Source organism: Streptomyces sp. NPDC058872, assembly GCF_042743065.1.
GTDB lineage: Bacteria > Actinomycetota > Actinomycetes > Streptomycetales > Streptomycetaceae > Streptomyces.
In genome coordinates this window covers 27,420-52,024 of sequence record NZ_JBHYMK010000001.1, presented here as the reverse complement: position 1 = coordinate 52,024, position 24,605 = coordinate 27,420, and the positions used below count along the sequence as shown (strand labels likewise).

Annotated in this window: 20 protein-coding genes; 7 read left to right on the top strand and 13 right to left on the bottom strand. The window is 72.2% G+C overall.

Annotated features, from left to right (window positions below):
* Positions 1 to 41 precede the first annotated feature (41 nt).
* The 10 genes from ACFW22_RS00240 to rsmH are packed head-to-tail and all read right to left on the bottom strand — an operon-like array spanning position 42 to position 12,624.
* Positions 42 to 845, bottom strand: a complete 804-nt coding sequence (locus ACFW22_RS00240; RefSeq protein WP_386396553.1) for a cell division protein FtsQ/DivIB — start codon at positions 843 to 845, stop codon at positions 42 to 44.
* Between the two features lie 27 nt (positions 846 to 872).
* Entirely contained in the window at positions 873 to 1,967 is a 1,095-nt protein-coding gene (gene murG, locus ACFW22_RS00235) for an undecaprenyldiphospho-muramoylpentapeptide beta-N-acetylglucosaminyltransferase (protein ID WP_386396550.1), read from the bottom strand.
* A gap of 6 nt (positions 1,968 to 1,973) precedes the next feature.
* A complete protein-coding gene (gene ftsW / locus ACFW22_RS00230) occupies positions 1,974 to 3,314 on the bottom strand; it encodes a putative lipid II flippase FtsW (RefSeq protein ID WP_386396547.1) in 1,341 nt (446 codons plus the stop codon).
* A 53-nt stretch (positions 3,315 to 3,367) separates the two neighbouring features.
* Positions 3,368 to 4,855 carry a UDP-N-acetylmuramoyl-L-alanine--D-glutamate ligase gene (murD, locus tag ACFW22_RS00225; protein ID WP_386396544.1) on the bottom strand — a complete coding sequence of 496 codons (1,488 nt, stop codon included), beginning with the start codon at positions 4,853 to 4,855 and terminating at the stop codon, positions 3,368 to 3,370.
* The gene (mraY, locus tag ACFW22_RS00220; protein WP_386396541.1) at positions 4,837 to 5,907 is read right to left on the bottom strand and encodes a phospho-N-acetylmuramoyl-pentapeptide-transferase; all 1,071 of its coding nucleotides are present in this window, start codon (positions 5,905 to 5,907) and stop codon (positions 4,837 to 4,839) included. The genes murD and mraY overlap by 19 nt, the downstream gene beginning before the upstream one ends.
* Positions 5,904 to 7,328, bottom strand: a complete 1,425-nt coding sequence (gene murF, locus ACFW22_RS00215) for a UDP-N-acetylmuramoyl-tripeptide--D-alanyl-D-alanine ligase (RefSeq protein ID WP_386396538.1) — start codon at positions 7,326 to 7,328, stop codon at positions 5,904 to 5,906. Before murF ends, mraY begins: the two co-directional genes overlap by 4 nt.
* Before the next feature lie 4 nt (positions 7,329 to 7,332).
* On the bottom strand, positions 7,333 to 9,108 hold the full coding sequence (locus ACFW22_RS00210) for a UDP-N-acetylmuramoyl-L-alanyl-D-glutamate--2,6-diaminopimelate ligase (protein ID WP_386396535.1): 1,776 nt from the start codon (positions 9,106 to 9,108) through the stop codon (positions 7,333 to 7,335).
* Between the two features lie 18 nt (positions 9,109 to 9,126).
* Complete coding sequence (locus ACFW22_RS00205; protein ID WP_386396533.1) at positions 9,127 to 11,109, bottom strand: peptidoglycan D,D-transpeptidase FtsI family protein; 1,983 nt, start codon at positions 11,107 to 11,109, stop codon at positions 9,127 to 9,129.
* Positions 11,110 to 11,116: 7 nt separating this feature from the next.
* Complete coding sequence (locus tag ACFW22_RS00200) at positions 11,117 to 11,671, bottom strand: hypothetical protein (RefSeq protein ID WP_386396531.1); 555 nt, start codon at positions 11,669 to 11,671, stop codon at positions 11,117 to 11,119.
* Positions 11,668 to 12,624 carry a 16S rRNA (cytosine(1402)-N(4))-methyltransferase RsmH gene (rsmH, locus tag ACFW22_RS00195; RefSeq protein ID WP_386396529.1) on the bottom strand — a complete coding sequence of 319 codons (957 nt, stop codon included), beginning with the start codon at positions 12,622 to 12,624 and terminating at the stop codon, positions 11,668 to 11,670. Before rsmH ends, ACFW22_RS00200 begins: the two co-directional genes overlap by 4 nt.
* Before the next feature lie 327 nt (positions 12,625 to 12,951).
* On the opposite strand from rsmH, the gene ACFW22_RS00190 reads away from it, so the two are divergent.
* The 4 genes from ACFW22_RS00190 (at position 12,952) to ACFW22_RS00175 (ending at position 18,377) form a co-directional block, all read left to right on the top strand.
* Positions 12,952 to 13,491 (top strand): beta-class carbonic anhydrase, encoded by a 540-nt coding sequence (locus tag ACFW22_RS00190; RefSeq protein WP_386396526.1) that lies wholly within the window; start codon positions 12,952 to 12,954, stop codon positions 13,489 to 13,491.
* Positions 13,492 to 13,603: 112 nt separating this feature from the next.
* The gene (locus tag ACFW22_RS00185) at positions 13,604 to 14,620 is read left to right on the top strand and encodes an AAA family ATPase (RefSeq protein ID WP_386396524.1); all 1,017 of its coding nucleotides are present in this window, start codon (positions 13,604 to 13,606) and stop codon (positions 14,618 to 14,620) included.
* Positions 14,620 to 15,975 (top strand): DUF58 domain-containing protein, encoded by a 1,356-nt coding sequence (locus ACFW22_RS00180; protein WP_386396521.1) that lies wholly within the window; start codon positions 14,620 to 14,622, stop codon positions 15,973 to 15,975. The genes ACFW22_RS00185 and ACFW22_RS00180 overlap by 1 nt, the downstream gene beginning before the upstream one ends.
* Positions 15,972 to 18,377, top strand: coding sequence for a DUF3488 and DUF4129 domain-containing transglutaminase family protein (locus ACFW22_RS00175; protein ID WP_386396518.1), 2,406 nt, complete (start codon positions 15,972 to 15,974; stop codon positions 18,375 to 18,377). The genes ACFW22_RS00180 and ACFW22_RS00175 overlap by 4 nt, the downstream gene beginning before the upstream one ends.
* A gap of 313 nt (positions 18,378 to 18,690) precedes the next feature.
* Here the strand turns inward: ACFW22_RS00175 and ACFW22_RS00170 are convergent, their stop codons facing one another.
* The 3 genes from ACFW22_RS00170 to ACFW22_RS00160 form a co-directional block, all read right to left on the bottom strand.
* Positions 18,691 to 19,095, bottom strand: a complete 405-nt coding sequence (locus ACFW22_RS00170) for a DUF3040 domain-containing protein (protein ID WP_386396515.1) — start codon at positions 19,093 to 19,095, stop codon at positions 18,691 to 18,693.
* 272 nt (positions 19,096 to 19,367) lie between these two features.
* Entirely contained in the window at positions 19,368 to 20,156 is a 789-nt protein-coding gene (locus ACFW22_RS00165) for a methyltransferase (protein WP_386396513.1), read from the bottom strand.
* Positions 20,157 to 20,223: 67 nt separating this feature from the next.
* Positions 20,224 to 20,703, bottom strand: coding sequence for an SAV_6107 family HEPN domain-containing protein (locus tag ACFW22_RS00160; RefSeq protein ID WP_386396510.1), 480 nt, complete (start codon positions 20,701 to 20,703; stop codon positions 20,224 to 20,226).
* Positions 20,704 to 20,869: 166 nt separating this feature from the next.
* Between ACFW22_RS00160 and ACFW22_RS00155 the strand changes: the two genes are divergently transcribed.
* The 3 genes from ACFW22_RS00155 to ACFW22_RS00145 are packed head-to-tail and all read left to right on the top strand — an operon-like array spanning position 20,870 to position 24,552.
* Positions 20,870 to 21,859 carry an ATP-binding cassette domain-containing protein gene (locus tag ACFW22_RS00155; RefSeq protein WP_386397072.1) on the top strand — a complete coding sequence of 330 codons (990 nt, stop codon included), beginning with the start codon at positions 20,870 to 20,872 and terminating at the stop codon, positions 21,857 to 21,859.
* The gene (locus ACFW22_RS00150; RefSeq protein ID WP_386396508.1) at positions 21,831 to 23,924 is read left to right on the top strand and encodes a YhgE/Pip family protein; all 2,094 of its coding nucleotides are present in this window, start codon (positions 21,831 to 21,833) and stop codon (positions 23,922 to 23,924) included. The genes ACFW22_RS00155 and ACFW22_RS00150 overlap by 29 nt, the downstream gene beginning before the upstream one ends.
* A 19-nt stretch (positions 23,925 to 23,943) precedes the next feature.
* Positions 23,944 to 24,552, top strand: coding sequence for a TetR/AcrR family transcriptional regulator (locus ACFW22_RS00145; RefSeq protein WP_386396505.1), 609 nt, complete (start codon positions 23,944 to 23,946; stop codon positions 24,550 to 24,552).
* Positions 24,553 to 24,605: the final 53 nt, after the last annotated feature.

Genomic DNA, 24,605 nt, shown 5'->3' with positions numbered 1-24,605 from the left:
TAGCGCTGGCCAACCAGGGTGCTGGCCAGCGACGATGCCCGTCAACCCTCGGAGGAGGCAGGGGCCGTGGGGGCACTTACATCGAAGTGTCCCGCTTTGGGGGTCGCCTTCATGAGGGCGACCAGCACCCGGGCCTTGGTCTGACCGTGCTCGCCACTGCCCCAGAAGACCGTTCGCCCTCCGGCCAGTTCCAGCGTGACGGAGTCGTACGAAGTGACGCGCACGACACGGGTGTCCCGGACGATCTCCGTCGGAATCTCCCCCCGGACGCGGACCGCCTCCCGGAGCAGCCGGTCCGCGTCGAAGCGGCGCAGGCTCGGCGAAGAGGCACCGTCGAGGGCGAGGCGGGGAACCCCACGGGGAGCGGTGTCGACCGTGGCGAACTGCATGCCGGTCGCGTCCACTTCGATGAACTTTCCGCCCTTTTCCACTAGGAGGACGGGCTTCCGTTCCGTCACCTTCAGACCGATTCCGTGCGGCCATGAGCGGATCACCTCAATCGTCTCGATCCGCGGCATTTCCTTCCGGAGCCGGGCCTCGATCGCATCGGTGTCGACGGAGACGAGCGGGGCGCCCATCGGAACGGCGGCGACGGTTTCGACCTCGGCCGGAGCGAGGACCCGCGTGCCAGAAGTCTTCACACGTTCCACACGAAACCAGGTCGATCCGTAGAGCGCCCAGACCCCACCGGCCACGAGCACGACGAGGCCGAACAGCAGGAGGAGCAGGCGTGGAGCGGGCACTCGGAATTGTGAATTCCGGGTGCCCGTGCCGGACGACCGGCCCGACGTTCCCTTCGACTTGCTGGTGCCGCGCTTCTCCGCGGTCGTCGGTCCGGCTGCCACCCGCCGCCTCCTGCCCTCAGTGCCCCGCTACGCCTGCCGGCGGGCGGCGATCGCCTCGTACACCATGCCGACGAGCAGCTCGTCGGCATCCCGGCGGCCGAACTCGGCGGCGGCGCGGGACATTTCGTACAAACGGTGCGGATCGGCCAGTACGGGCAGGACGTTGCCCTGCACCCACTGCGGCGTCAGCTCCGCGTCGTCGACGAGGAGTCCACCACCGGCCTTCACCACCGGCTGGGCGTTCAGCCGCTGTTCGCCGTTGCCGATGGGCAGCGGAACGTACGCGGCGGGCAGTCCGACGGCGGAGAGCTCCGCAACGGTCATCGCGCCCGCACGACAGAGCATCATGTCGGCCGCGGCGTACGCGAGGTCCATCCGGTCCACGTACGGTACCGGTACGTACGGCGGCATACCGGGCATGTTGTCGACGCGGGGCACTTCGTTCTTCGGGCCGACCGCGTGCAGGATCTGGATGCCGGAGCGCTGGAGCACCGGGGCGACCTGCTGGACGACCTCGTTGAGCCGCCGGGCGCCCTGCGACCCGCCGGAGACCAGCAGCGTCGGCAGGTTCGGGTCGAGGCCGAAGGCGGCGCGCGCCTCGGGGCGGACCCGCGCCCGGTCGAGGGTCGCGATGGTGTGCCGCAGCGGGATGCCGATGTAGCGGGCGTTCCGGAGCTTGCTGTCCGGGGTGGCGACGGCGACCCCGGCCGCGTACCGCGAACCGATCTTGTTGGCCAGGCCGGGGCGGGCATTGGCCTCGTGGACCACGATCGGCACCCCGAGGCGCTTGGCCGCCAGATAGCCGGGCAGGGCCACGTAACCGCCGAAGCCGACCACGCAATCCGCCTTGGTGCGCTCCAGGACCTGCTCGGCCGCCTTGATCGTGCCGCGCAGCCGTCCGGGGACGGTGATCAGCTCGGGCGTGGGCTTGCGCGGCAGCGGCACGGCGGGGATGAGCGCCAGCTCATAGCCCCGCTCGGGCACGAGTCGGGTCTCCAGGCCCTTCTCCGTGCCGAGCGCCGTGATCCCCACGCTGGGGTCCTGCCTGCGCAGGGCGTCCGCGAGGGCGAGCGCGGGCTCGATGTGGCCGGCGGTCCCCCCACCGGCGAGTACGACATGCACCGAAATTCACCGCTCTCCGGACGGGCGCTTCTTGACGCGCCGTCGCATCGACTTCCATCTCTTCCCGGTCCGCTTGCCCCAGCCGGGACCGCGCATCGCCAGGGCCGCTTTCGCGGCGGGCTCCTGTCGCGCGAAGGCGATGAGGAGCCCGACGGCGAACATGGTCGGCAGCAGGGCCGACCCTCCGTAGGAGAACAGCGGCAGGGGGACACCGGCGATCGGCAGCAGACCGAGCACCGCACCGATGTTGATCACGGCCTGCGCCGTGATCCAGGTGGTCACCCCTCCCGCGGCGAACCTCACGAAGGGGTCCTCCGTGCCTCCGGCCACGCGGATACCCGCATAGCCTAGAGCCGCGAACAGGGCGAGTACCGACAGTGTCCCCGCGAGGCCCAGTTCCTCACCGGTGACCGCGAAGATGAAGTCGGTGTGCGCTTCGGGCAGTTGACCCCATTTCTCCACGCTCGCACCGAGTCCGGAACCGAACCATCCGCCCGAGGCCAGAGCATAGATTCCGTGCGCGGCCTGGAGACAGGGAGCCCCCTCGCCACCGGGATCGGTGGCGCCGATGCATTCGAAGCGCCTCATCCGGTTCGCGCTCGTCTTGATCAGCAGCGCACCGATCGCACCGGCCACCGCGAGCACGCCGACGAAGAGCCGGGTGGGCGCCCCGGCCGTCCACAACAGGCCGAAGAGGATGGCCGCAAGGATGATCGAGGTGCCCATGTCACCCCCGAGCATGATGAGACCGAGCAGCATGAAGGCTCCCGGGACCAGGGGCACCAGCATGTGCTTCCACTGGGTCAGGAGCCGCATGTCCTGCTTGCGGGCGAGCAGGTCGGCCCCCCACAGGATCAGCGCCAGTTTGCCGAACTCGCTGGGCTGGAGCTGGAAGGGGCCGCCGAGCGAGATCCAGTTCTGGTTGCCGTTGACCGAGTGCCCTATCCCGGGGATCTGCACCAGCACCATGAGGAAGACCGCGCCCACCAGGATCGGATAGGCGAGCGCCCGGTGCAGCTTCACCGGCATGCGCGAGGCGGCCAGCAGCAGCCCGGTGCCGAGCAGGGCCGCGAAGAACTGCTTCCGGAAGAAGTAGGAGGGCACCAACTCGTAGCGGAGGGCCGTGATCATCGAGGCGGAGTAGACCATCACCAGACCGAGCGTGGTGATGAGCAGCCCCGCGCCGATGATCACGTAGTACGCCGTGAGCGGTCGGTCCCAGGCCTTGCGGGCCCGCTCGTGCAGCTGCCGCACACCACTGCCCAGGGGACGCCTCGGCGGCGCGGGAGCGCGCCCTCCGCCGCGTACGGCGGAAGGCCGGCGTGTCCCGGCGGTCTTGCTCGGCATGGTCGCTGTCCCCTCCAGTCGTGCCCGGTCCGGCCGGACCCCCGCTGGTCGGGTCAGGCGTCCCCGGTGGCGGCGAGGGCGCGGACGGCGTCCGCGAAGGCCTCGCCCCTCTTGTTGTAGTTGGTGAACATGTCCATCGAGGCGCAGGCGGGGGCGAGCAGGACCGTGTCCCCGGGGCGGGCGAGCCGGGCCGCCTCGCGGACCGCATCGGACATCGCCCCAGTGTCGGTCCGGTCGAGGTCCACCACCGGGACCTCCGGGGCGTGTCGCGCCAGGGCTTCGCGGATCAGCGCACGGTCCGCCCCGATCAGGACGGCCCCGCGCAAGTGCTTCGCCGACTTCTGGACGAGCTCGTCGAAGGTCGCCCCCTTGGCGAGGCCGCCGGCGATCCAGACGATCGGCTCATAGGCGGCCAACGAGGCTTCGGCGGCGTGGGTGTTGGTGGCCTTGGAGTCGTCGACGTACGTGACGCCCTCGACCTCCTCGACGAGTTCGATGCGGTGCGGGTCGGGCCGGAAGGCCTTGAGCCCGTCCCGCACCGCCGTGGCCTCGACGCCGAAGGCACGTGCGAGGGCGGCCGCGGCGAGGGCATTGGCGATGTTGTGCGGGGCCGGGGGCTGGACGTCGGCGACTTCGGCCAGCTCCTGGGCGTTCTTCTGCCGGTTTTCCACGAAGGCCCGGTCGACGAGGATGCCCTCGACGACGCCGAGCTGGGAGGGGCCGGGGGTGCCGAGGGTGAAGCCGATGGCCCGGCACCCCTCCTCGACGTCGGCCTCGCGCACCAGGTCCTCGGTCACCGCGTCGGCGACGTTGTAGACGCAGGCGATCCGGTTGCCCTCGTAGACACGGCCCTTGTCGGCGGCGTACGCCTCCATGGAGCCGTGCCAGTCGAGGTGGTCGGGCGCCAGGTTGAGCACGGCGGCCGAGTGGGCGCGGACGGACGGGGCCCAGTGCAGCTGGTAGCTGGAGAGCTCCACGGCGAGCACGTCGTACGCGTCCCCGCCGAGGACGGCGTCGAGCAGCGAGACGCCGATGTTCCCGACGGCGGCGGTCCGCAGACCGGCAGCCTCCAGGATCGACGCGAGCATCCGCACGGTCGTGGTCTTGCCGTTGGTGCCGGTGACCGCGAGCCAGGGGGCCGCCCCGGGGCCGCGGAGGCGCCAGGCGAGCTCGACGTCGCCCCAGATCTCCACGCCCGCCTCGGCGGCGGCTGCGAAGAGGGGCTTGTCGGGCCGCCAGCCGGGCGTGGTGACGATCAGCTCGGTACCGGTCGGCAGGGTCGCACCGTCGCCGAGGCGGACGGTGATGCCCGCCCGTCGCCCGCCCTCGCCCCCGCCGGAGGCGCTGCGCGCGGCGGCCCACTCCTCCAGCTCGGCGGCCTGCGCCCGGGAGCGCTCGTCGTCGCCGTCGTTGACGACGGTCACGAGTGCGCCGAGGTCGTACAGGACCCGGGCGGCCGGGATGCCGGACACCCCGAGCCCCGCGACGGTGACCTTCTTGCCGTTCCAGTCGAGCTGTTCTGTCACTTCTCCGATGCCCATCCCGCGTAGAAGAGGCCCAGGCCCACGATCACGCACATGCCCTGGATGATCCAGAACCGGACGACGACCAGGACCTCGGACCACCCCTTGAGTTCGAAGTGGTGCTGGAGGGGGGCCATCCGGAAGACGCGCTTGCCGGTCATCTTGAACGAGCCGACCTGGATGATCACGGACATCGTGATCAGGACGAACAGGCCGCCGAGCAGGGCCAGCAGGAGCTCCGTGCGGGAGCAGATGGCGAGGCCGGCGAGGGCGCCGCCGAGGGCGAGCGAGCCGGTGTCGCCCATGAAGATCTTGGCGGGCGAGGTGTTCCACCAGAGGAAGCCGAAGCAGGCGCCCATCAGCGCGGAGGCGACGACCGCGAGGTCGAGCGGGTCGCGGACCTCGAAGCAGGCGTTGGGGTTGGTCAGGGTCAACGCGTTGGCGCAGGACTCCTGGAACTGCCAGAGCCCGATGAAGGTGTACGCGCCGAAGACCATCACCGAGGCCCCGGTGGCCAGACCGTCCAGGCCGTCCGTCAGGTTCACGCCGTTGGACATGGCCAGGATCATGAAGAGCGCCCAGACCACGAAGAGCACCGGGCCGATGGCCCAGCCGAAGTCCGTGATGAAGGAGAGCTTCGTGGAGGCCGGGGTGAGGCCGCGCGCGTCTGCGAACTGCAGGGAGAGCACGGCGAAGGCGATGCCGACGATCAGCTGACCGGCCATCTTCGCCTTGGCCCGCAGACCGAGCGACCGCTGCTTGACGATCTTGATGTAGTCGTCGAGGAAGCCGACCAGTCCCATGCCCGCCATGAGGAACAGCACCAGGACGCCCGAGTAGGTCGGGTCCTCGCCGGTGATGACCTTGGCCAGGGCGTACGCGATGAGCGTGGCCAGGATGAAGGAGATGCCACCCATGGTGGGCGTGCCCTTCTTCCCGGCGTGGCCGCGCGGGCCGTCGTCCCGGATGAACTGCCCGTACCCCTTGCGAGCAAGGAGCTTGATCAGCAGCGGCGTGCCGATCAGGGTCAGGAAGAGCCCGATGGCCCCCGCGAAGAGGATCTGCCTCATCGGCCGGTGACCTCGCCCTCGGTGTCGAGGAGCGCCAGCGCGACCTGTTCGAGACCGACCGACCTGGAAGCCTTCACAAGGACGACGTCCCCCGGGCGCAGCTCACTGCGCAACAGGTCGACAGCCGCCTGCGCGTCGGACACGTGCACCGACTCCTCACCCCACGAACCCTCGTTATATGCGCCCAGTTGCAGCCAGGACGCTTCCCTGCCCCCGACCGCGACGAGCTTGCTGACGTTGAGTCGGACGGCAAGCCGCCCGACCGCGTCGTGCTCGACGAGCGATGCGTCACCGAGCTCGGCCATCTTGCCGAGCACCGCCCACGTACGAGCCCCCCGGGCCCGTGCGGCCCGCCCCATGGCCGCGAGCGCGCGCAGGGCGGCCCGCATGGACTCGGGATTCGCGTTGTAGGCGTCGTTGACGATCGTCACGCCGTCCGAACGCTCGGTGACCTCCATGCGCCAGCGCGACAGGGTACCTGCCTCGGAGAGCGCGGTGGCGATCTCTTCGACGGGCATGCCCAACTCGTGCGCGACGGCGGCCGCTGCGAGCGCGTTCGACACGTGGTGCTCACCGTACAGGCGCAAGGTCACGTCACTGCACCCGGTGGGTGTGTGAAGCCTGAAAGAAGGCTGTCCGTTCTCTGTGAGGTGGACGTTCTCGGCACGTACGGCCGCTTCGTCCGCTTCGCCGAACAGGGTCACGCGGGCCTTGGTGCGGCTCGCCATCGCGCGGACGAGCGGATCGTCGGCGTTGAGGACCGCGACGCCCCCCTCCTCGGCGGACGGCAGGGCCTCGACGAGCTCGCCCTTCGCCTCGGCGATCTGCTCCCGGCCGCCGAACTCGCCGATGTGGGCGCTGCCCACGTTGAGGACGAGGCCGATGCGCGGCGGGGTGAGGCCGGTGAGGTAGCGGATGTGCCCGATGCCGCGGGCGCCCATCTCCAGGACCAGGTGCCGGGTCTCGTCGCTCGCGCGGAGCGCCGTGAGCGGCAGACCGATCTCGTTGTTGAGCGAGCCGGGGGTCCACACCGTGGGTGCGTGCCGTTCGAGGACCTGGGCGATCAGGTCCTTGGTGGAGGTCTTGCCGGCCGAACCGGTGAGGGCGACGACATCGGTGCCGAGCCGTTCGACGACCGCGCGGGCGAGGGCGCCCAACGCGGCCTGGACGTCGTCCACGACGACCGCGGGAACGCCGACGGGGCGGGTGGCCAGCACGGCCGCCGCACCCGCCGCGACGGCGCGTTCCGCGTAGTCGTGGCCGTCGACGTGCTCACCGGCGAAGGCCGCGAAGAGGCTGCCGGCCCGCACTTCGCGGGAGTCGATGACGACGGGCCCGGTGATCCGGGTGGCCGGATCCGGTATGTCGTGTGCCTGCCCGCCGACGATTTCGGCGATCTCGGCGAGGGAGAGGGCGATCACTGCTTCATCCCTGACTGTTCTCGTGGCTGTCTTCGCCCTGGTTGTCCCGGGCGTTCTGTTCGAGGATCGCTGTGCGCAGGACCTCGCGGTCGTCGAAGGGACGGACGACCCCGGCGGTTTCCTGCCCCTGCTCGTGGCCCTTGCCCGCGACCAGGACGGTGTCGCCGGGCCTGGCCCGGGCGACGGCCGCGGCGACGGCCGCGGCCCGGTCCGGTTCGACCAGGACGTCGCCGCGCTCTCCCGCGGGCACCTCGGCGGCACCGGCGAGCATGGTGCTGAGGATCGCGAGGGGGTCCTCGGAGCGGGGGTTGTCGGAGGTCAGGACGGCGGTGTCGGCGAGCCGGGCCGCGGCGGCGCCCATCGGCCCGCGCTTGGTGGTGTCCCGGTCGCCGCCGCAGCCGATGACGACGTGGAGACGCCCCTCGGTGACCTCGCGCAGGGAACGCAGGACCGATTCGACGGCATCGGTCTTGTGGGCGTAGTCGACGACCGCGAGGTACGGCTGTCCGGCGTCGACGCGCTCCAGACGGCCCGGCACGCCGGGAACGGCGGCAATGCCCTCGGCGGCGGCCTTCGGGTCCAGGCCCGCGGCGGCGAGGGCGGCGATCGCGGCGAGGGTGTTGGCGACGTTGAAGGGGCCGGGCAGCGGAGCGGTCGCGGGAAGCCGCTCGCCCTCCGGTCCGACGGCGGTGAACGTCGAGTCGTGGGAGCCGAGGACGAGGTCCTCGGCGCGCCAGTCGGCTTCCGTGCGGCCCTCGGCCGAGAAGGTGACGACCGGGACGGTCGCCTCCGCGACGAGCCTGCGGCCGTACGCGTCGTCGAGGTTGACCACTCCCAGGCGGCTGCGCTCGGGCGTGAAGAGCGAGGCCTTGGCCCGGAAGTAGTCCTCCATGTCGGAGTGGAACTCCATGTGCTCCGGGCTGAGGTTGTTGAAGACCGCGACGTCGAAGACGCAGCCGTCGACCCGGCCCAGCACCAGGGCGTGGCTGGAGACCTCCATGGCGACGGCCCGGACGCCCCGCTCGCGCATGACCGCGAAGAGGGCCTGGAGGTCGGTCGCTTCGGGGGTGGTGCGCTCGGACTTGATCCGCTCGTCACCGATCCGCATCTCGACGGTGCCGATGAGGCCGGTCCCGTGGCGGGAGCCACCCAGGCCCTCCCGTCGCCCGCCACCACCCTCGCTCGACAGCGCTGCGCGCAGGCCCTCCCGTCGCCCGCCACCACCCTCGCTCGACAGCGCTGCGCGCAGGCCCCCTTCTACGAGGTACGCGGTGGTGGTCTTGCCGGAGGTGCCGGTGATGCCGATCTGGAGGAGGTCCTCGCCGGGGCGTCCGTAGACCTCGGCGGCGAGTTCGCCCATCCGGCCCCGCGGGTCCTCCACGACGAGGACCGGCAGACCGGTCGCGGCGGCGCGGTCGGCGCCCGTCGGATCGGTGAGGATCGCGACGGCACCGAGGCCGGCGGCCTGGGCGACGAAGTCGGCACCGTGGGTGCGGGCGCCGGGCAGGGCCGCGTACACGTCCCCGGGGCGCACGGCGCGCGAGTCGTGCGTGATGCCGGAGACCTCGGCGGTCCCGGGGGCGTCGATCCCGAGCTGCGCGGCCAGGTCGCCCAGGGGTGTCGGGCGTCCCTGCTCCGGCCGGGGCGGGGTGGTTCGGTACTGATCAGCGTGTGGCACGGCGGTGAGCGTACCGGGCGCAACGGGTGCGGGGCTAAATGAGCCGGGGGCGTCGCCGGAGTTCGATTTCCGGTTTCCGGAACGGGGGGTGATCGTCGTCACTGTGGTGCTCCCGGGGTGTCACGGGGTGGAGGCGGAGAAGACCGGCAGCCGGGCCGGCTGCTTGCCGGTCGGTGCCACGTGCAGGGTCTTGAGGGCGAATTCCATGACCTTCTTGTAGATGGGGCCGCAGATCTGACCCCCGAAGTAGCTGCCCTTGGTGGGGTTCTGGATGGCGCAGTAGACGGTGATGCGGGGGTCGTCGGCGGGGGCGAAGCCCGCGAAGGAGGCGGTGTACCCCTTGTAGCGGCCGAGTTCGGGGTCGACGCGGTTGGCGGTGCCGGTCTTGCCCGCGACGCGGTACCCGGGGATCGCGGCCTTGTTGCCGGTGCCCTCTTCGTCGTCGACGACCGACTCCAGCATCTGCGCGAGGGTCTTGGCCGTCTTCTCGCTGATGACCCGGGACTCCTCGGGCTCGGGCGCGGCGGAAAAGCGACCGTCCGGCCCCTTGGTGCCGCGGATGAGGGTCGGCTCGATCCGTACGCCGCCGTTGGCGATGGTCGAGTACACGGAGGCGGCCTGCATGGCGTTGATGGAGAGGCCCTGGCCGAAGGGGATCGTGTACTGCTGCGAGGTGGACCAGTCCCGGGGTTTGGCGAGGATGCCCTGGGTCTCCCCGGGGTAGCCCAGGCCGGTGGGGCGACCGATGCCGAACTTGCGCAGGTAGGAGTAGAGGACCTCGTTGGACTCGGGCTGGTCGGCGCCGAGTCGGCCGGTGGCGAGGATGGTGCCGATGTTGCTGGACTTGGCGAGGACGCCGTTGAGGGTCAGCTGCCAGGTGCGGTGGTCGACGTCGTCCTTGAAGAGCCGGTCACCGCGGTGGAGCCGGTTGGGGACGGTGACGTGGGTGTCCGGGGCGGCCTTGCCCTCCTCCAGGACGGCGGCCATGGACATGACCTTGCTGGTGGAGCCGGGCTCGTAGGCGTCCTGGAGGGCGGCGTTGCCCATGGCGGCGGCGTTGGCGGCGGAGAGGTCGTTGGGGTCGAAGCCGGGGGCGTTGGCCATGGCGAGGACCTCGCCGGTCCTGGTGTCCTGGACGATGACGTAGCCGCGGTCGGCCTTGGACTTCTTGACCTGCTCGGTGATGGCCTGCTGGGCGGCCCACTGGATGTCCCGGTCGATGGTCAGCTCGATGTCGGAGCCGGGGACCGCGGGGGTGCCCTGGGAACCCGCGGTGGGCACCTGGCGGCCGCCGGACTGGGTGAAGCGGATCTTGCCGTCCTTGCCGGCGAGCTCTGCGTCGAGCATGGATTCGAGACCGCCGGCGCCGCGCTCCTCGGCGTTGACGTAACCCAGTATTCCGGCGGCGAGCTCGCCGTTGGGGTAGACGCGCTTGGTGCTGGGCTCGCTGAGGACGCCGCCGAGGAGGTTGACCCCGTTGCCGTCGGCGCCCGCGGCCTTCTGCCCGTAGACCCTCTTGAGGTCCTTGATCTGGTTCCAGACCTGCGGGGTCTGCTTGCGGGCGAGGAGGGTGTAGCGGGACTTCGGGGTGCGGAGCTTCTTCGCGAGCTCGGCGGGCTGCTTGCCGAGGATCGGGGCGAGGAGCGCGGCCGCCTGCTCGGGCGCGTCGGCGACCTTGGCCTCCTCAACGGTGAAGAGCTTGGGGTCGGCGGTGATGTCGTAGGCGTCGACGCTGGAGGCGAGCGCGATGCCGTTGCGGTCGGTGATCTCACCGCGCTCGGCGGAGAGCGTGTACTCCTGGAAGCGGTACCTGTCCGCCTTGGCGGCGTACGCACTGGCGTCGACGGCCTGGACCTGGAGCAGCCGGACCACGAAGACCAGCATGACGAGGGTCAGCCCGAAGGAGATCAGCCGCAGCCGGGGCCGGGGGCTACCGAGCCGGAGGGGCCGGGGCTGGCGGGCGGGGGGCCGGGGGGCCGGGCGCTTCGCGGCCGGGCGGCGCGCCGGGCGGGCCCCGGGCGTGCGCGCCCCGGCCGCGGGGCGGGGCCGCGCGGGCCGGGCGGGGCCGGGGACGCGACGGCGGGGTGGCTCCTTGGAGGGCACGGGTCGGTCACCTGCCGGAAGTCGTCGGGTCGGTCGCGGGCGGGTTCGCGGACGGCGTCGCGGGGGTGGGCCCGGAGTCCGGCGGGGCCGTGCCGGTGGCTGCGGACCCGTTGCCCGCGGTCGGCGTCGAGGGGTCGGCGGGGTCGGACGGCTGGGCCTTCGGGTCCGCCGTGGGGGTCGGGCTCGGCTTGGGGGCGACCGCGACGGAGGGCTCGCCGAGCACCTTGCCGTCCGGCCCCAGGAAGGCGGGGCTGCCGCCGGGGACCATGCCGAGCTCGCGGGCCCGGCGCTCCAGGGCGTCGGGGGCCGAGCGGTCGTCCACGTCCCGTTGGAGCGCCTGCTGCTCGTCGGTGAGCTCGGTGGTCTCGTGCTTGAGCTCGTTCAGCTTGAAGGAGCCCTGGTTGAGGGCCGAGTTCAGCAGGAGCAGGGTGATCAGGCCACCGCCGAGCAGCACCACGACGAGCAGGACGAAGGGGGTGCGGGCGGCTGAGCTGGGCCCGGACGGCATGAGCCGTCCGAGCCGCGCGGCCCTCCCTTTGAGGGGCCCCTTCGCCGTGCTCACCGAAGGTCTTCCCGGATGCGTTCGGCCCCCCGGAGCCGGGCCGGGGCGGCACGTCGGTTCTCGGCGACCTCTTCCTCGGTGGGCAGCTCGGCGCCCCGGGTGAGGAGCTTCAGGCGGGGCTGGTACTTCTCCGGGACGACCGGCAGGCCGGGCGGTGCGGTGGTCGCCGCACCGGCTGCGAAGACCTGCTTGACGATGCGGTCCTCCAGGGACTGGTACGAGAGGACGACGACCCGCCCGCCGACGTTGATCGCCTTCACGGCTGCCGGGATCGCCTTCTCGACGCTGTCCAGCTCGCGGTTGACCTCGATGCGCAGGGCCTGGAAGGTGCGCTTGGCCGGGTTGCCGCCGGTGCGCTTGGCGGCCTGCGGGAGGGCGTCGCGGATGAGTTCGACGAGTCGGGCGCTGTTGGTGAAGGGCTCCTTCTCGCGCTCGCGCACGATCGCCGAGACGATCCGCTTCGCCTGCTTCTCCTCGCCGTACGCGCGCAGGATCCGGACCAGTTCGCCCGCCGGGTAGGTGTTGAGGACCTCGGCGGCGCTGATGCCGGCCGTCTGGTCCATCCGCATGTCGAGCGGGGCGTCCTGGGCGTAGGCGAAGCCGCGGTCGGCCTCGTCCAGTTGCATGGAGGAGACGCCCAGGTCGAACAGGACGCCGTCCACCGAGGGAATGCCGAGCCGGTCGAGGACCTCGGGCAGCTCGTCGTACACCGCGTGGACGAGGGTGGCCCGGTCTCCGTACGGGGCGAGCCGCTCGCCGGAGAGCCGCAGGGCCTCCTTGTCGCGGTCGAGGGCGACGAGCCGCACCCCGGGGAACCGTTGGAGCAGGGCCTCGCTGTGCCCGCCCAGGCCCAGGGTGCAGTCGACCACGACCGCGCCGGGGCGCTCGACGGCGGGGGCCAACATGTCCAGGCACCGCTGGAGCATCACCGGGACGTGTCGGTCGTTGCTCAATGCGCCCTCTCAGATCCGGCGCGGAGGCACGTACCGCGCGAGGAGGCCGAGCCGTAGGTACCGCCGCACACACGGGGGGAGAAACCGCGGGAAATCGCTCGTTGTCTCCGTGAACTCCGCGTCACTTTAGTCCACGGGACCCGCCGGTCAATCAACTGACTGGCGCGTCGCCCGGCCGTGACGAGCCGGTCGGACGTTACGGACGGCTCACCCGTTCGGGGGCGGGATCGCCCGCCCTGTGGGGTGGCTCACACCGCGGTCCGTTGACGTCCTTATGTCCCGTCTCACGGCGGGCCCGCACGGGGTGTGCCCCTTAACGTCGGAACCATGTCGACCTCCGCGCACCCCTCCAGCGACGCCCCGAGCACCGGCTCCACGGTCACCGACCGTCTCGTCGGGGCCAACGCACGCTACGCGTCCGACTTCGCCGATCCCGGAATGGACGCGCGGCCCGTCCTGCGCGTCGCCGTGGTCGCGTGCATGGACGCCCGTCTCGACCTGCACGCGGCCCTCGGCCTCGAACTGGGCGACTGTCACACCATCCGCAACGCGGGCGGCGTCGTCACCGACGACGTGATCCGCTCCCTCACCATCAGTCAGCGGGCCCTCGGCACGCGCAGCGTGATGCTGGTGCACCACACGAACTGCGGCCTCGAATCGCTCACCGAGGACTTCCGGCACGAACTGGAGGACGAGGTCGGCCAGCGACCGGCCTGGGCGGTCGAGGCCTTCCGCGACGTCGACCAGGACGTCCGGCAGTCCATGCAACGGGTGCGGACCTCGCCCTTCCTGCTGCACACCGACGACGTCCGGGGCTTCGTCTTCGACGTGACGACGGGCCTCCTGCGCGAGATCGACCCGACGTAAACCTCCAAAGCATCGTTTTTCCCTCCCGATTGTCCATGGGCGAGTGACACGACCCGGCCACGGCAACAAGAATGCTTCGGACGACAGTTCCGAAAGGCCGAGGAGGGCCGGGGTGACGACCTATGACGATCGAGCGAGCCTTGCAGATCTGACCACCACTGTGGAGCGTGTCCGCAGGGCGGTGGAGGGTGTGATCGAGGGCAAGCCCGAGGTCGTACGGCTTTCGCTGACCGTGCTGCTCGCCGAGGGGCACCTCCTCATCGAGGACGTCCCCGGCGTCGGCAAGACCATGCTGGCCAAGACCCTGGCCCGGTCCATCGACTGCTCGGTGCGCCGCATCCAGTTCACCCCCGACCTGCTGCCCTCGGACGTCACCGGCGTGTCGATCTTCGACCAGCAGCAGCGGGACTTCGAGTTCAAGCCGGGCGCGATCTTCGCCCAGATCGTGATCGGCGACGAGATCAACCGCGCCTCGCCGAAGACCCAGTCGGCGCTGCTGGAGTCGATGGAGGAGCGTCAGGTCACGGTCGACGGCCAGACGTACGAGCTGCCCAGCCCGTTCATGGTCGTCGCCACCCAGAACCCGGTCGAGATGGAGGGCACCTACCCGCTGCCCGAAGCCCAGCGCGACCGCTTCATGGCCCGGGTCTCCATCGGCTACCCGAGCCCCGAGGCCGAACTCCAGATGCTCGACGTGCACGGCTCGGTCTCCCCGCTGGGCGACCTCCAGCCGGTCGCGCACGCCCATGACGTCCTGAAGCTGATCGAGGCGGTGCGCGGGATCCACGTCGCCGACTCCGTCCGCCGGTACGCGGTCGACATCGTCGCCGCCACCCGCACCCATGCCGACCTGCGGCTCGGCGCCTCCCCCCGGGCCACGCTCCACCTGTTGCGGGCCGCCAAGGCATCCGCGGCGCTCAGCGGTCGCGAGTACGTGCTGCCCGACGACCTCCAAGCACTCGCCGCGCCCGTCCTGGCCCACCGGCTGTTGCCGACCGCCCAGGCGCAGCTGAACCGCCGCACCGTCGAGCAGGTCGTCCAGGACATCCTGCAGCGCACCCCCGTACCGTCGACGGCCCCGCCCGCCGCCCCGCTCTACGGCCAGCAGCCCGGCGCCCGGCAGCTGTGATGACCACCGCCACCGCGCCGGACGACCAGCGGGGCGCCGACGAGGGCCGGGGCGGTGTGCGGGCCGCCCTGGGCGGCCTCACCACCCGCGGCCGTTCCTTCCTCGCGGCCGGGGTGGCCGCCGCCGTCTGCGCGTACGTCCTCGGTCAGGCCGACCTGCTGCGCGTCGGCCTGCTGCTCGCGTCCCTCCCGCTGATCTGCGTCCTGGTGCTGCACCGGACCCGGTACCGGGTCGCGGCCTCCCGCCGGCTCACCCCCCAGCGGGTGAAGGCCGGGACCGAGGCGCGGGTCCAGCTCCGGGTGGAGAACGTCTCCAAACTCCCCACCGGCCTGCTGATGCTCCAGGACCACGTGCCGTACATGTTGGGGCCCCGCCCCCGCTTCGTCCTCGACCGGGTCGAGGCCGGCGGGAAGCGCGAGGTGTCCTACCGGGTCCGGTCCGATCTGCGCGGACGGTTCCCCCTCGGTCCCCTCCAACTGCGTCTCAGCGACCCCTTCGGGATGTGCGAGCTGACCCGCTCCTTCAGCGCGTACGACACCCTCACCGTCGTGCCCCGGACCGAGGCCCTGCCGCCGGTGAAGCTCTTCGGCGAGGCCTCCGGGTACGGCGACGGGCAGCAGCGCTCCCTCGCGCTCGCCGGCGACGACGACGTCATCCCCCGCGCCTATCGCCACGGCGACGACCTGCGCCGGGTCCACTGGCGCTCCACCGCCCGCTACGGCGAGCTGATGGTCCGCCGCGAGGAGTTCCCCCAGCGGGCCCGTTGCACCGTCCTGCTCGACACCCGCCGGATCGGCTTCGAGGGCGCGGGGCCCGACTCCGCCTTCGAGTGGGCGGTCTCCGGTGCCGCCTCCGTCCTCCTCCACATGCTGGAGCGGGGCTTCGCGGTGCGGCTGCTCACCGACACCGGCAGTGCCGTCCCGGGCGAGGGCTCCGACGGGTTCGCCGGATCGCTGCAGGACTCGGCCGACACCGCCGGTCTGATCATGGACACCCTCGCGGTGGTCGAGCACTCCGAGGGGGCCGGGCTCTCCCGCGCCTCCGACGTGCTGCGCGGCGGCGCCGACCAACTCCTCATCGCCTTCCTCGGGGACCTCGACGAGGAACAGACGGCCCTCGCCGCCCGGATGCGCGGACGGGCCGGCGCGGCCGTCGCCTTCGTCCTGGACTCCGGTGCCTGGCTCACCGCCGGCTCGGTCACCGGCTCGGTGGAGGAGCGGGTGCGGGACCTGCAGGAGGCCGGCTGGACGGCAGTGGCCGTGCCCCCCGGGGCCCGGCTCACGGACCTGTGGCAGCAGGCGGCCGGGCTCCGGCCCGGTTCCGTCGCCGCCGAGACGCACGGAGGACGGTCATGAGCGGCCCCGCACGGTTGACGCTTGCTTCGTGGGGCGCCACCCTGATGGCCGCCGGGGCGCTGCTCCCGCTCGTGAAACCGGCGACCTGGATCTTCACCGCGGCCCTGGTGCTCGCCCTGGTGAGCGGGGTGGGCACGCTGGCCCGGCGGGTGCCGTTGGCCCGGCCGTTGACCCTGCTCGCCCAGATCGCCGTGGCGCTCCTCTCGCTGACCGTGTTCTTCGCACGGGAACAGGCGGTCCTCTGGTTCCTCCCGGGCCCCCGGGTCCTCGACCACGCGGCCGAACTGTTCCGGGCGGGTGCCGAGGACGTCGGCCGGTACGCGATCCCCGCGCCCGACACCGAGGGCATCCGGCTGATGCTGATCGGCGGCGTCGTCGCGATCGGCCTCCTGGTGGACGCCCTCGCGGTGACCTTCCGCAAGGCGGCCCCGGCCGGACTGCCGCTGCTGGCCCTGTACTCGGTGGCCGCCGGCCTCTCCGGCGGCGGGGCCGGCTGGCTCTGGTTCCTCCTCGCGGCCTCCGGCTATCTGCTGCTGCTCCTCGCCGAAGGACGGGAAAGGCTCTCCCAGTGGGGGCGGGTCTTCGGCGCCGCACACCGCTCCGGCCGGCCGGGCTCCGGCATCGCCGAGGGCCCCGCCCTCGCACCGGCCCGCACCGGTCGGCGGATCGGCGCGGTCGCCATGGGCATCGCCCTGGTGGTGCCGCTGGCGCTGCCCGGTCTCTCCGGCGGCCTCTTCGGCGGCAACGGCGGAGGGGGCGGAGGCCTCGGCAAGGGGGGCACGATCTCCGCGGTGAACCCGCTGGTCTCCCTGCAGAACAACCTGCGCCAGCCGGAGGACCGGGAGGTCCTGCGCTACCGGACCAACGCCCGGGACACCGGCAACCTGTATCTGCGGCTGGTCGCCCTCGACCAGTTCGACGGCATCTCGTGGAAGTCCTCGGTGCGCCCGATCGAGGACCTGCCCGAGCAGCTGCCCTGGCCGGACGGGCTCGCCCAGGACGTCCAGGTCACCGAAGTGACCAGCAACTTCGTCGCCTCGGAGGCGTACGAGCAGAAGTGGCTGCCCATGCCGTACCCGGCCGGCCGGGTCGACATCGACGGACGCTGGCGGTACGAGCCGGCCGGCCGGATGCTCGTCGGCGACGACAGGCAGACCACCAAGGGCGCCCGCTACCAGGTCACCAGCCTGGACGTGCAGCCGACGGCGGAGCAGCTGGCCGGTGCCGGGGCCGCTCCGGAGAAGCTGCGCCGCGAGTACACCAGGGTTCCCCCCTCGCTCCCGTCCGACGTGAAGCAGACGGCCCTGACGGTCACCGAAGGGGCCCGCAACGACTACGAGCGGGCGGTGAGGCTCCAGGACTGGTTCGCCCGGGAGGGGGGCTTCCGCTACGACGTCGAAGTGGTGTCCGGCACCGGCGTGCAGGCGATCTCCCGGTTCCTGAAGGACAAGGAGGGCTTCTGCGTCCACTTCTCCTTCTCCATGGCGGCGATGGCCCGCTCGCTCGGCATCCCCGCCCGGGTGGCCGTGGGCTTCATGCCGGGCACGACGCAGACGGACGGCTCGGTGTCCGTCGGCATCCGGGACGCCCACGCCTGGCCCGAGCTCTACTTCGAGGGGGCCGGGTGGACCCGGTTCGAGCCGACCCCCTCACGGGGTTCCACCCCCACGTACGCCCGGGAGAACACCCCCTCCGGAACGGCCACCGGTCCCGCCCAACCGCAGCAGAGCGCTTCGGCGCAGCCGGCCGCCGCGCCCAGTGCCTCGGACGGCTGCACTCCGCAGTTGCGCCGGTTGGGGGACTGCGGCCCGGACGAGGCGGTCGCCGAGGCCTCCTCGGACGATGCGGGCCCGGGCCTCGGGACGGTGCTGCTCTCCCTCGCCGTGCTGCTCCTCCTCGTCCTCCCGCTCCTCCCGCTGCTCTGGCGGACCCGGGTGCGGGCCGCCCGGCTCGGCCCGGGCGGGACGCGCGGGGCCGGAGGGACCGCGGCGCGGACGCTCGCGGTGTGGCAGGAGGTGAACGACACCGCCTGGGACCACGGCATCGAACCGGACGAATCCTTGACCCCGAGGAAGGCGGCGGACCGGATCGTCCGGCTCGGTGAGCTGCGGGGCGAGCCCGCCGAAGCGGTGCACCGGGTGGCACGGGCGGTGGAGGAGGTGCTGTACGCGCCCCGACCGCAACCGGTGGCCGGCCTGGCCGAGGAGGCGGGGCGGGTCCGTGCGGGGTTCCGCGCGGGAGCTGACCGGCGCACCCGGCTCCGGGCCCGGTTCGCTCCCCGTTCGGCCGTTCGTGTGCGCTGGGCGGCCTCGTACCGCTGGTCCGCCGCGAAGACCGCGGGGACGGCCCGGCGCGCCGCTCTGGTGGCCCGGTTCCAGCGCCGGCCCCGGGCGGCCGGCTGACGGAACCGTCTCGGGGTCCTCGTCCGGCGAGGACCCCGCAGCCCCGGCCCGTCGTTCCCCGGCTGCTCCGTGGCCCCGGCCCGGCACTCCGCCGGAAGGGCCGTCGAGCGGGCCGCAAGGGTCCGGGGCGGTCCGCCCCGGGGTTCACGTCCGCCGGGCGGAACGCGAGCCGATCGGACGCACCGGAGCGTTCGGGGGCATCGGCCAGGAGGTGCCGGAAGCGACCGAGCCCCGCGGAACAGCACACCGGAGTGTGCCCGTCCGTGGGGCTCGGTCGATGTCCGAGGGGGCGGGGCTGCCGCTCAGGAGGCCGTCAGTGGCCGCCACCCTGCTGCTCGTCGCGGCGGCGCTGCCACCGCTCTTCGATCCGGTTCATCATGGAGCGTCGCTGTCGGGGCTGACGGCCGTCGGCCGCCTTTCCCCCCTTGGTCTGCTGCTCGCCCGGCTTCGGCGCCTTGCGCCATCCGGTGACCGCCAGGACCGCGCAGCCCAGCATGACGAGGAAACCCACCACGCTGATCCAGATCTGCTGTGCGACCATTCCGGCCATGAGGAGCGCGATACCCACCAGGAAGCCGGCGACTGCCTGGTAAACCCGTCGCCGGGTGTACGTACGCAGTCCGCTTCCCTCGAGCGCTGTCGCGAACTTGGGGTCTTCGGCGTACAGCGCTCGCTCCATCTGCTCGAGCATTCGCTGCTCGTGCTCCGAGAGCGGCACGGAGTCCTCCTAGTCGTCGGTCGCGGGGGCGACCGGTTTGCGGCCCTTTCAGGATAGGCAGGGAATCGCCCCCGTGAAACCCGCCCTCACTGCCGAATAGCCAATCCGGGCCGCCATGCGGATCGGTTGCTGAGGCGTTGATTCCCCAGCCCCTTGCCCGTCATGCCGGATGATGTCCTCCGATCATACGGGGCGAAGCGGCTCATCGGGCGGCCTGTGGCCTACTCCATGGAGCGTCGCGGCCCGCACCGCCGAACGGGTGGCGGTTTCGGTCAGCTCCGCTTCTCGCCGAGAACGTGCAGCTGGGTGGCGATGGCGTGGAAGGAAGGCAGCTCGGCCGCAACCGCCTCCAGCTTGAGGAGGGCCTCGGCGGCGCCGGGCTCGGTGTCGACCAGGACGCCGGGAACCAGGTCGGCGAAGACCCGGACGCCGTGCACGGCACCGACGTCCAGTCCGGCCTTCTCGGACAGCTCGGCGAGCTGCTCGGCGGTGAAGCGCCGGGGCACGGGGTCGCCCTCGCCCCAGCGGCCCGCCGGGTCACCGAGGGCGTGCCGGGCCTCGGTGAAGTGACCGGCGAGGGCACGGGCCAGGACGGCGCCGCCGACCCCAGCGGCGAGCAGGCTGAGGCTGCCCGCGGGGCGGAGCGCGGCGACCGCGTTCCGCACGCCCTCGGCGGGGTCGTCGACGTACTCCAGGACCCCGTGGCAGAGGACCGCGTCGTACTCCTCCCGCCCGACGACGTCGAAGAGGCCGCGGATGTCGCCCTGGACGCCGGTGACGAGGTCGGCCACGCCGGCTTCGGCGGCGCGGCGCTCCAGCGCGAAGAGCGCATTGGGGCTGGGGTCGACGACGGTGACCCGATGACCGAGGCGGGCCACCGGCACCGCGAAGTTCCCCGAACCGCCGCCCGTGTCGAGGACGTCGAGGCTGCCCTTCCCGGTGGCCTCGACCCGGCGGTCCAGGGCGTCTTTGAGCACGTCCCAGACGACGGCGGTGCGCAGGGAGGCGCGCGACGGGCGCGACGAGGCCTCTCGACCGAAGACAGGGGAAGGGTCCGGCACGGCTGTTGACTCCTCGGTGACGGGTACGGACGCTCCCCACCCTATGGCCTCGCTCCCGCCTTTCGGATCATCCGTCGCCCCCGTCCCCTCCGGGCCGGCCGGGCAGCACCGCGGGGAGGGCGAGCAGCCGCTCGACCAGGTGCAGGAAGTGTGCGGCGTCCCTGAGCAGGTCGTCGGCCTCGCGCCGGGTGGCCGCACTGCTGACCCCTGCCTCGGCGAGGGCCCTGCGGGGTGCACCGGCCGCGAAGAGGGCACTCCACTCGGCGAGCTCGGGCGCCAGCTCGGCGAGGAGCTCCCATGCGCTCCGTATCCGCTGCCGGCGACGGTGCCGGGTGTCGGGCCTGCCCCGGGCGGCGAGCACGGCGGCTGCGGCGCGGAGGGCGGCGAGGTGGGCCGTGGCGTACCGCTCGTGGGGGCGGTCGAGGGCGGCGGCCTCGGCGAGTCCGGCACGGGACGCGGCGAGCAGGTCGAGGGCGGCGGGCGGGGCGGCGGAGCGGCGCGGGACGGGATGGACGTCGGACGCGGGTCCGGGCTGCGCGGGGGCCATGCCGAGCCTCCTGTTCGTCGTGCGACGGCGTGGTGGCCGTCTGTGCCCATCGTGCAGGCGCCCACTGACACTCCGGCTGACCTGGTGTTTTGGCGGATCGACTACCGAGCGGTAACTTTTAGACTGACCAGTCAGTCTAAAGATGGGGAAGTGGGGGGTGGATCCGTTGGGAGCGGAAGCCGGGAAGCAACCGCACGGTGCCGCCGTCGTCGCGGACGGATTCGGACTGAAGGGACCGCGCGGTTGGGTGTTCCGCGACGTCTCCTTCCGGGCCGGGGCCGGCTCTCTCGTGGCCGTCGAGGGCCCCTCCGGCTCGGGCCGCACCTGCCTGTTGCTCGCGCTCACCGGCCGGATGCGGGCGAAGGAGGGACGCGCCGAGATCGGCGGCTTCCCGCTGCCCCGGAAGATGGCCGCCGTGCGCCGGATCAGCGCGCTGGGCCAGGTGCCGGGCGTCAGCGAGCTCGACCCCGCCCTCACGGTCGGCGAGCACCTGCACGAGCGGGCCCTCCTCCAGCGCCGCTACGACGGTTCCGTGCGGGCGTTCCTGCAGCGCCCCGCCGAACGGGCGGCGGCGGCCCGGGCCCGGATCGAGGAGGCCCTGGAGGCCGCCGGCCTCGACCTCGACGCCCTGCCGAAGGGCACCCGGACCTCCGTGCGGGACCTGGAGCGGCTGGAGGCGCTGCGGCTCACGATCGCCCTCGCCCTGATCGGTCGTCCCCGGCTGCTCGCCGTGGACGACACGGACCTGAAGCTCTCGGACGCGGAGCGCACGGAGGTCTGGGCGCTGCTCCGCTCGGTGGCCGGGGCCGGGACGACGGTCCTCGCCGTGTGTGCCGAGGCTCCCGCCGACGCCCTGCGCGTCACCACCGTGGCCGGGTCCGCGCGGAACACCGCGGAAGCGGAGTCCGCGCAGGAGGTCGCGGAAGCGGAGTCGGCGGGAGGCACCGCCGGGGGCACCCGGACCGCGGGGGGCGCTGCGGACGCCGGGCGCCCCGCGCCGACGGCACCCCCCGCGCCCGCCGAGGAGACCGGTGGCACCCGGCCCGCACGGGGGAACGGCACCGACGGGGCCGCACCCTCGCCGGCCGGCGAGGAACACGACGACGACACCGAGGAGGGGGCGGCCGATGCGCTCGCCGAAACTGGCCGCGCTTGAGCTGAAGCGCTTCGGCAGGGGAAAGCTGCCGAGCGCCGCGCTCATCGCGATCCTGCTGCTGCCGCTGCTCTACGGCGCCCTGTACCTGTGCTCGTTCTGGGATCCGTACAGCAGGCTCGACAAGATCCCCGTCGCCCTCGTCAACGAGGACCGGGGCACCACCGCCGGGGGCAAGGAGCTCCACGCCGGTGACGACATCACCGAGGGGCTCCTGGAGAGCAAGACCTTCGAGTGGCACCGGGTCAGCGACGCCGAGGCGCGGGCCGGCGTGGAGAACGGGACGTACTACCTGTCCCTGACCATGCCCGGTGACTTCAGCAGCCGCATCGCCTCGAGCTCCGGCGACTCCCCCGAGACCGGTGCGCTGCGGGTCCGGACCAACGACGCCAACAACTACATCGTCGGGCAGATCTCCCGGACGGTCTTCTCCGAGGTGCGCACCGCGGCCTCGACGAAGTCCTCCCGCACCTTCCTCGACAAGATCTTCATCTCCTTCTCCGACATCCACGACGCCACGGAGAAGGCCGCCGAGGGCGCGGCCGACCTCAAGCAGGGCGTCGACAAGGCGAAGAAGGGGTCCAAGAGCCTGTCGGACGGCCTCACGGACGCCAAGACCGGCAGCGGCGACCTGGCCGCCGGCCTGAAGAAGCTCGACAAGGGGGCCAAGGACCTGGAGAGCGGTTCCCGCAAGGTCGCGAACGGCACCCAGTCCCTCGCCGACAAGGTGAACGGCAACGCCGACAAGGTCCGCCCCTACCTGGCGAACAACGGCAAGTCGATCCGCGACACGGCCCGGCTCGTCTCCGACTCGGTCACGGCCGCCCAGAACAACCTGGACGACCTGGTCCGGCGCGCCCCGCTCGTCCGCTCCGCCGCCCACAAGGCCGACGACGACCTCGCCGAGCTCTACCGCTCGGCGTGCACGGACGCCTCCGTCCCCGTCAGCGACCCCGGGTTCTGCGAACTGCTCAAGAAGGCCTCGACCAGCGCGGGCGACGTCGCCACGATCGCCGACGACGTGCACGAGCTCACCAAGGACGACGCCGACGACCTGAAGACCCTGGACACACGGCTGACCACGCTGAAGAAGCAGGCCGACGAGCTGGCGGCCCGCGCCCCGCACCTCGACGAGGACGTCGAGGACGCCATCAAGAAGATCAACGAGCTCAACGCGGGCGCGAAGAAGGTCGCGGAGGGAGCCGACCGGCTCCACACCGGCATCACCGAGGCCAGGACCGGTTCGGTCAACCTGGACACCGGCGTCGGCAAGCTCAAGAAGGGCGCGAGCGACCTGGACGGCGGGCTGTTCAAGCTGGCCGACGGCTCCGGCACCCTCGCCACCGGACTGAAGGACGGCGTCGACCAGATCCCGGACTACGACGAGCAGGAGCGCGACCGCCGCACGGAGGTCATGGCCGATCCGGTGCAGCTGGCCTCCCAGTCCCTGCACAAGGCACCGAACTACGGAACCGGCTTCGCCCCGTACTTCATCCCGCTCTCCCTCTGGGTCGGCGCCATGGTCGCGTACATGATCATCCAGCCGCTGAACCGGCGCGCGCTCGCCGCGGGTGGTTCCGCCTGGCGGATCACACTGGCCGGATGGCTCCCGGTGGCGGCGATCGGCGTCCTCCAGGTCGGGGCCCTGATGTCCGTCCTGCACTGGGGCCTCGGGCTCCAGATGACCCGTGCCGCGGGCACGGTCGGCTTCCTCCTCCTGGTCACCTGCTGCTTCGCCGCGATCATCCAGTGGCTCAACGCCCGCTTCGGCGCGGCGGGCCGGATCCTGGTGCTCGCGTTCCTGATGCTCCAGCTGACCTCGGCGGGCGGCACCTATCCCGTCCAGACCAGCCCGGCCTTCTTCAGCGCCGTCCACCCCTTCCTGCCGATGAGCCACGTGGTCGAGGCGCTGCGCCGACTGATCACGGGCGGCGGGCTGGGGCCGGTCTGGCAGGCCTGCGCGGTCCTGATCGCCTTCACCGCCGGCGCGCTGGCCCTGACGGCCGTCTCCGCGCGCCGGAAACAGGTGTGGACGCTCGACCGACTCCACCCCGAACTGTCGCTCTGAACCTGTGAGAATCGACGCCATGGACAGCAGCAGCACCCGACGCCAGGCCACGCGCGCGAAGCTCTACGAAGCGGCCGTCACCCTCATCGCGGAGCAGGGCTTCTCCGCGACGACGGTGGACGAGATCGCCGAGCGGGCGGGCGTGGCCAAGGGCACGGTCTACTACAACTTCAAGAGCAAGACCGAGCTCTTCGAGGAGCTGCTGCGCCACGGGGTGTCGCTGCTCACCGCCTCACTGCGCTCGGCGGCCGAGGAGACCGCCGAGCACGGCGGGAGCCGGATCGACGCGCTGGACGCGATGATCCGGGCGGGCCTCGTCTTCATCGACCGCTACCCGGCCTTCACCCAGCTGTACGTCGCGGAGCTCTGGCGCACCAACCGGGCGTGGAACTCGACGCTCCTCGTCGTGCGCCAAGAGGCCGTCGCGGTCGTCGAGGGGGTGCTGCGCGAAGGGGTCGAGGGCGGTGAGCTGAGCGAGGAGATCGACGTGCAGCTGACGGCGGCGGCGCTGGTCGGCATGGTGCTGGTGGCGGCCCTCGACTGGCAGGCGTTCCAGAGCGAGCGTTCGCTCGACGACGTGCACGCGGCGCTCTCCCGCCTGCTGCACGGCCGGGTCGGCGGGCGCTGACGCGGAACCCCCGCGGGGAAGGTCGACCCGGCAGGAGCAGAAAGGCCGGTGCG

What these genes read in the sequence shown, in the direction of transcription:
- ACFW22_RS00145 (WP_386396505.1), top strand. Translation starts at nt 23,944, where the DNA reads ATGGACAGCAGCAGCACCCGACGCCAGGCCACGCGCGCGAAGCTCTAC.
- mraY (WP_386396541.1), bottom strand. Translation starts at nt 5,907, where the DNA reads ATGAGGCAGATCCTCTTCGCGGGGGCCATCGGGCTCTTCCTGACCCTG.
- ACFW22_RS00160 (WP_386396510.1), bottom strand. Translation starts at nt 20,703, where the DNA reads ATGGCCCCCGCGCAGCCCGGACCCGCGTCCGACGTCCATCCCGTCCCG.
- ACFW22_RS00190 (WP_386396526.1), top strand. Translation starts at nt 12,952, where the DNA reads ATGTCGACCTCCGCGCACCCCTCCAGCGACGCCCCGAGCACCGGCTCC.
- murD (WP_386396544.1), bottom strand. Translation starts at nt 4,855, where the DNA reads ATGGGCATCGGAGAAGTGACAGAACAGCTCGACTGGAACGGCAAGAAG.
- ACFW22_RS00175 (WP_386396518.1), top strand. Translation starts at nt 15,972, where the DNA reads ATGAGCGGCCCCGCACGGTTGACGCTTGCTTCGTGGGGCGCCACCCTG.
- ftsW (WP_386396547.1), bottom strand. Translation starts at nt 3,314, where the DNA reads ATGCCGAGCAAGACCGCCGGGACACGCCGGCCTTCCGCCGTACGCGGC.
- ACFW22_RS00150 (WP_386396508.1), top strand. Translation starts at nt 21,831, where the DNA reads ATGCGCTCGCCGAAACTGGCCGCGCTTGAGCTGAAGCGCTTCGGCAGG.
- ACFW22_RS00180 (WP_386396521.1), top strand. Translation starts at nt 14,620, where the DNA reads ATGACCACCGCCACCGCGCCGGACGACCAGCGGGGCGCCGACGAGGGC.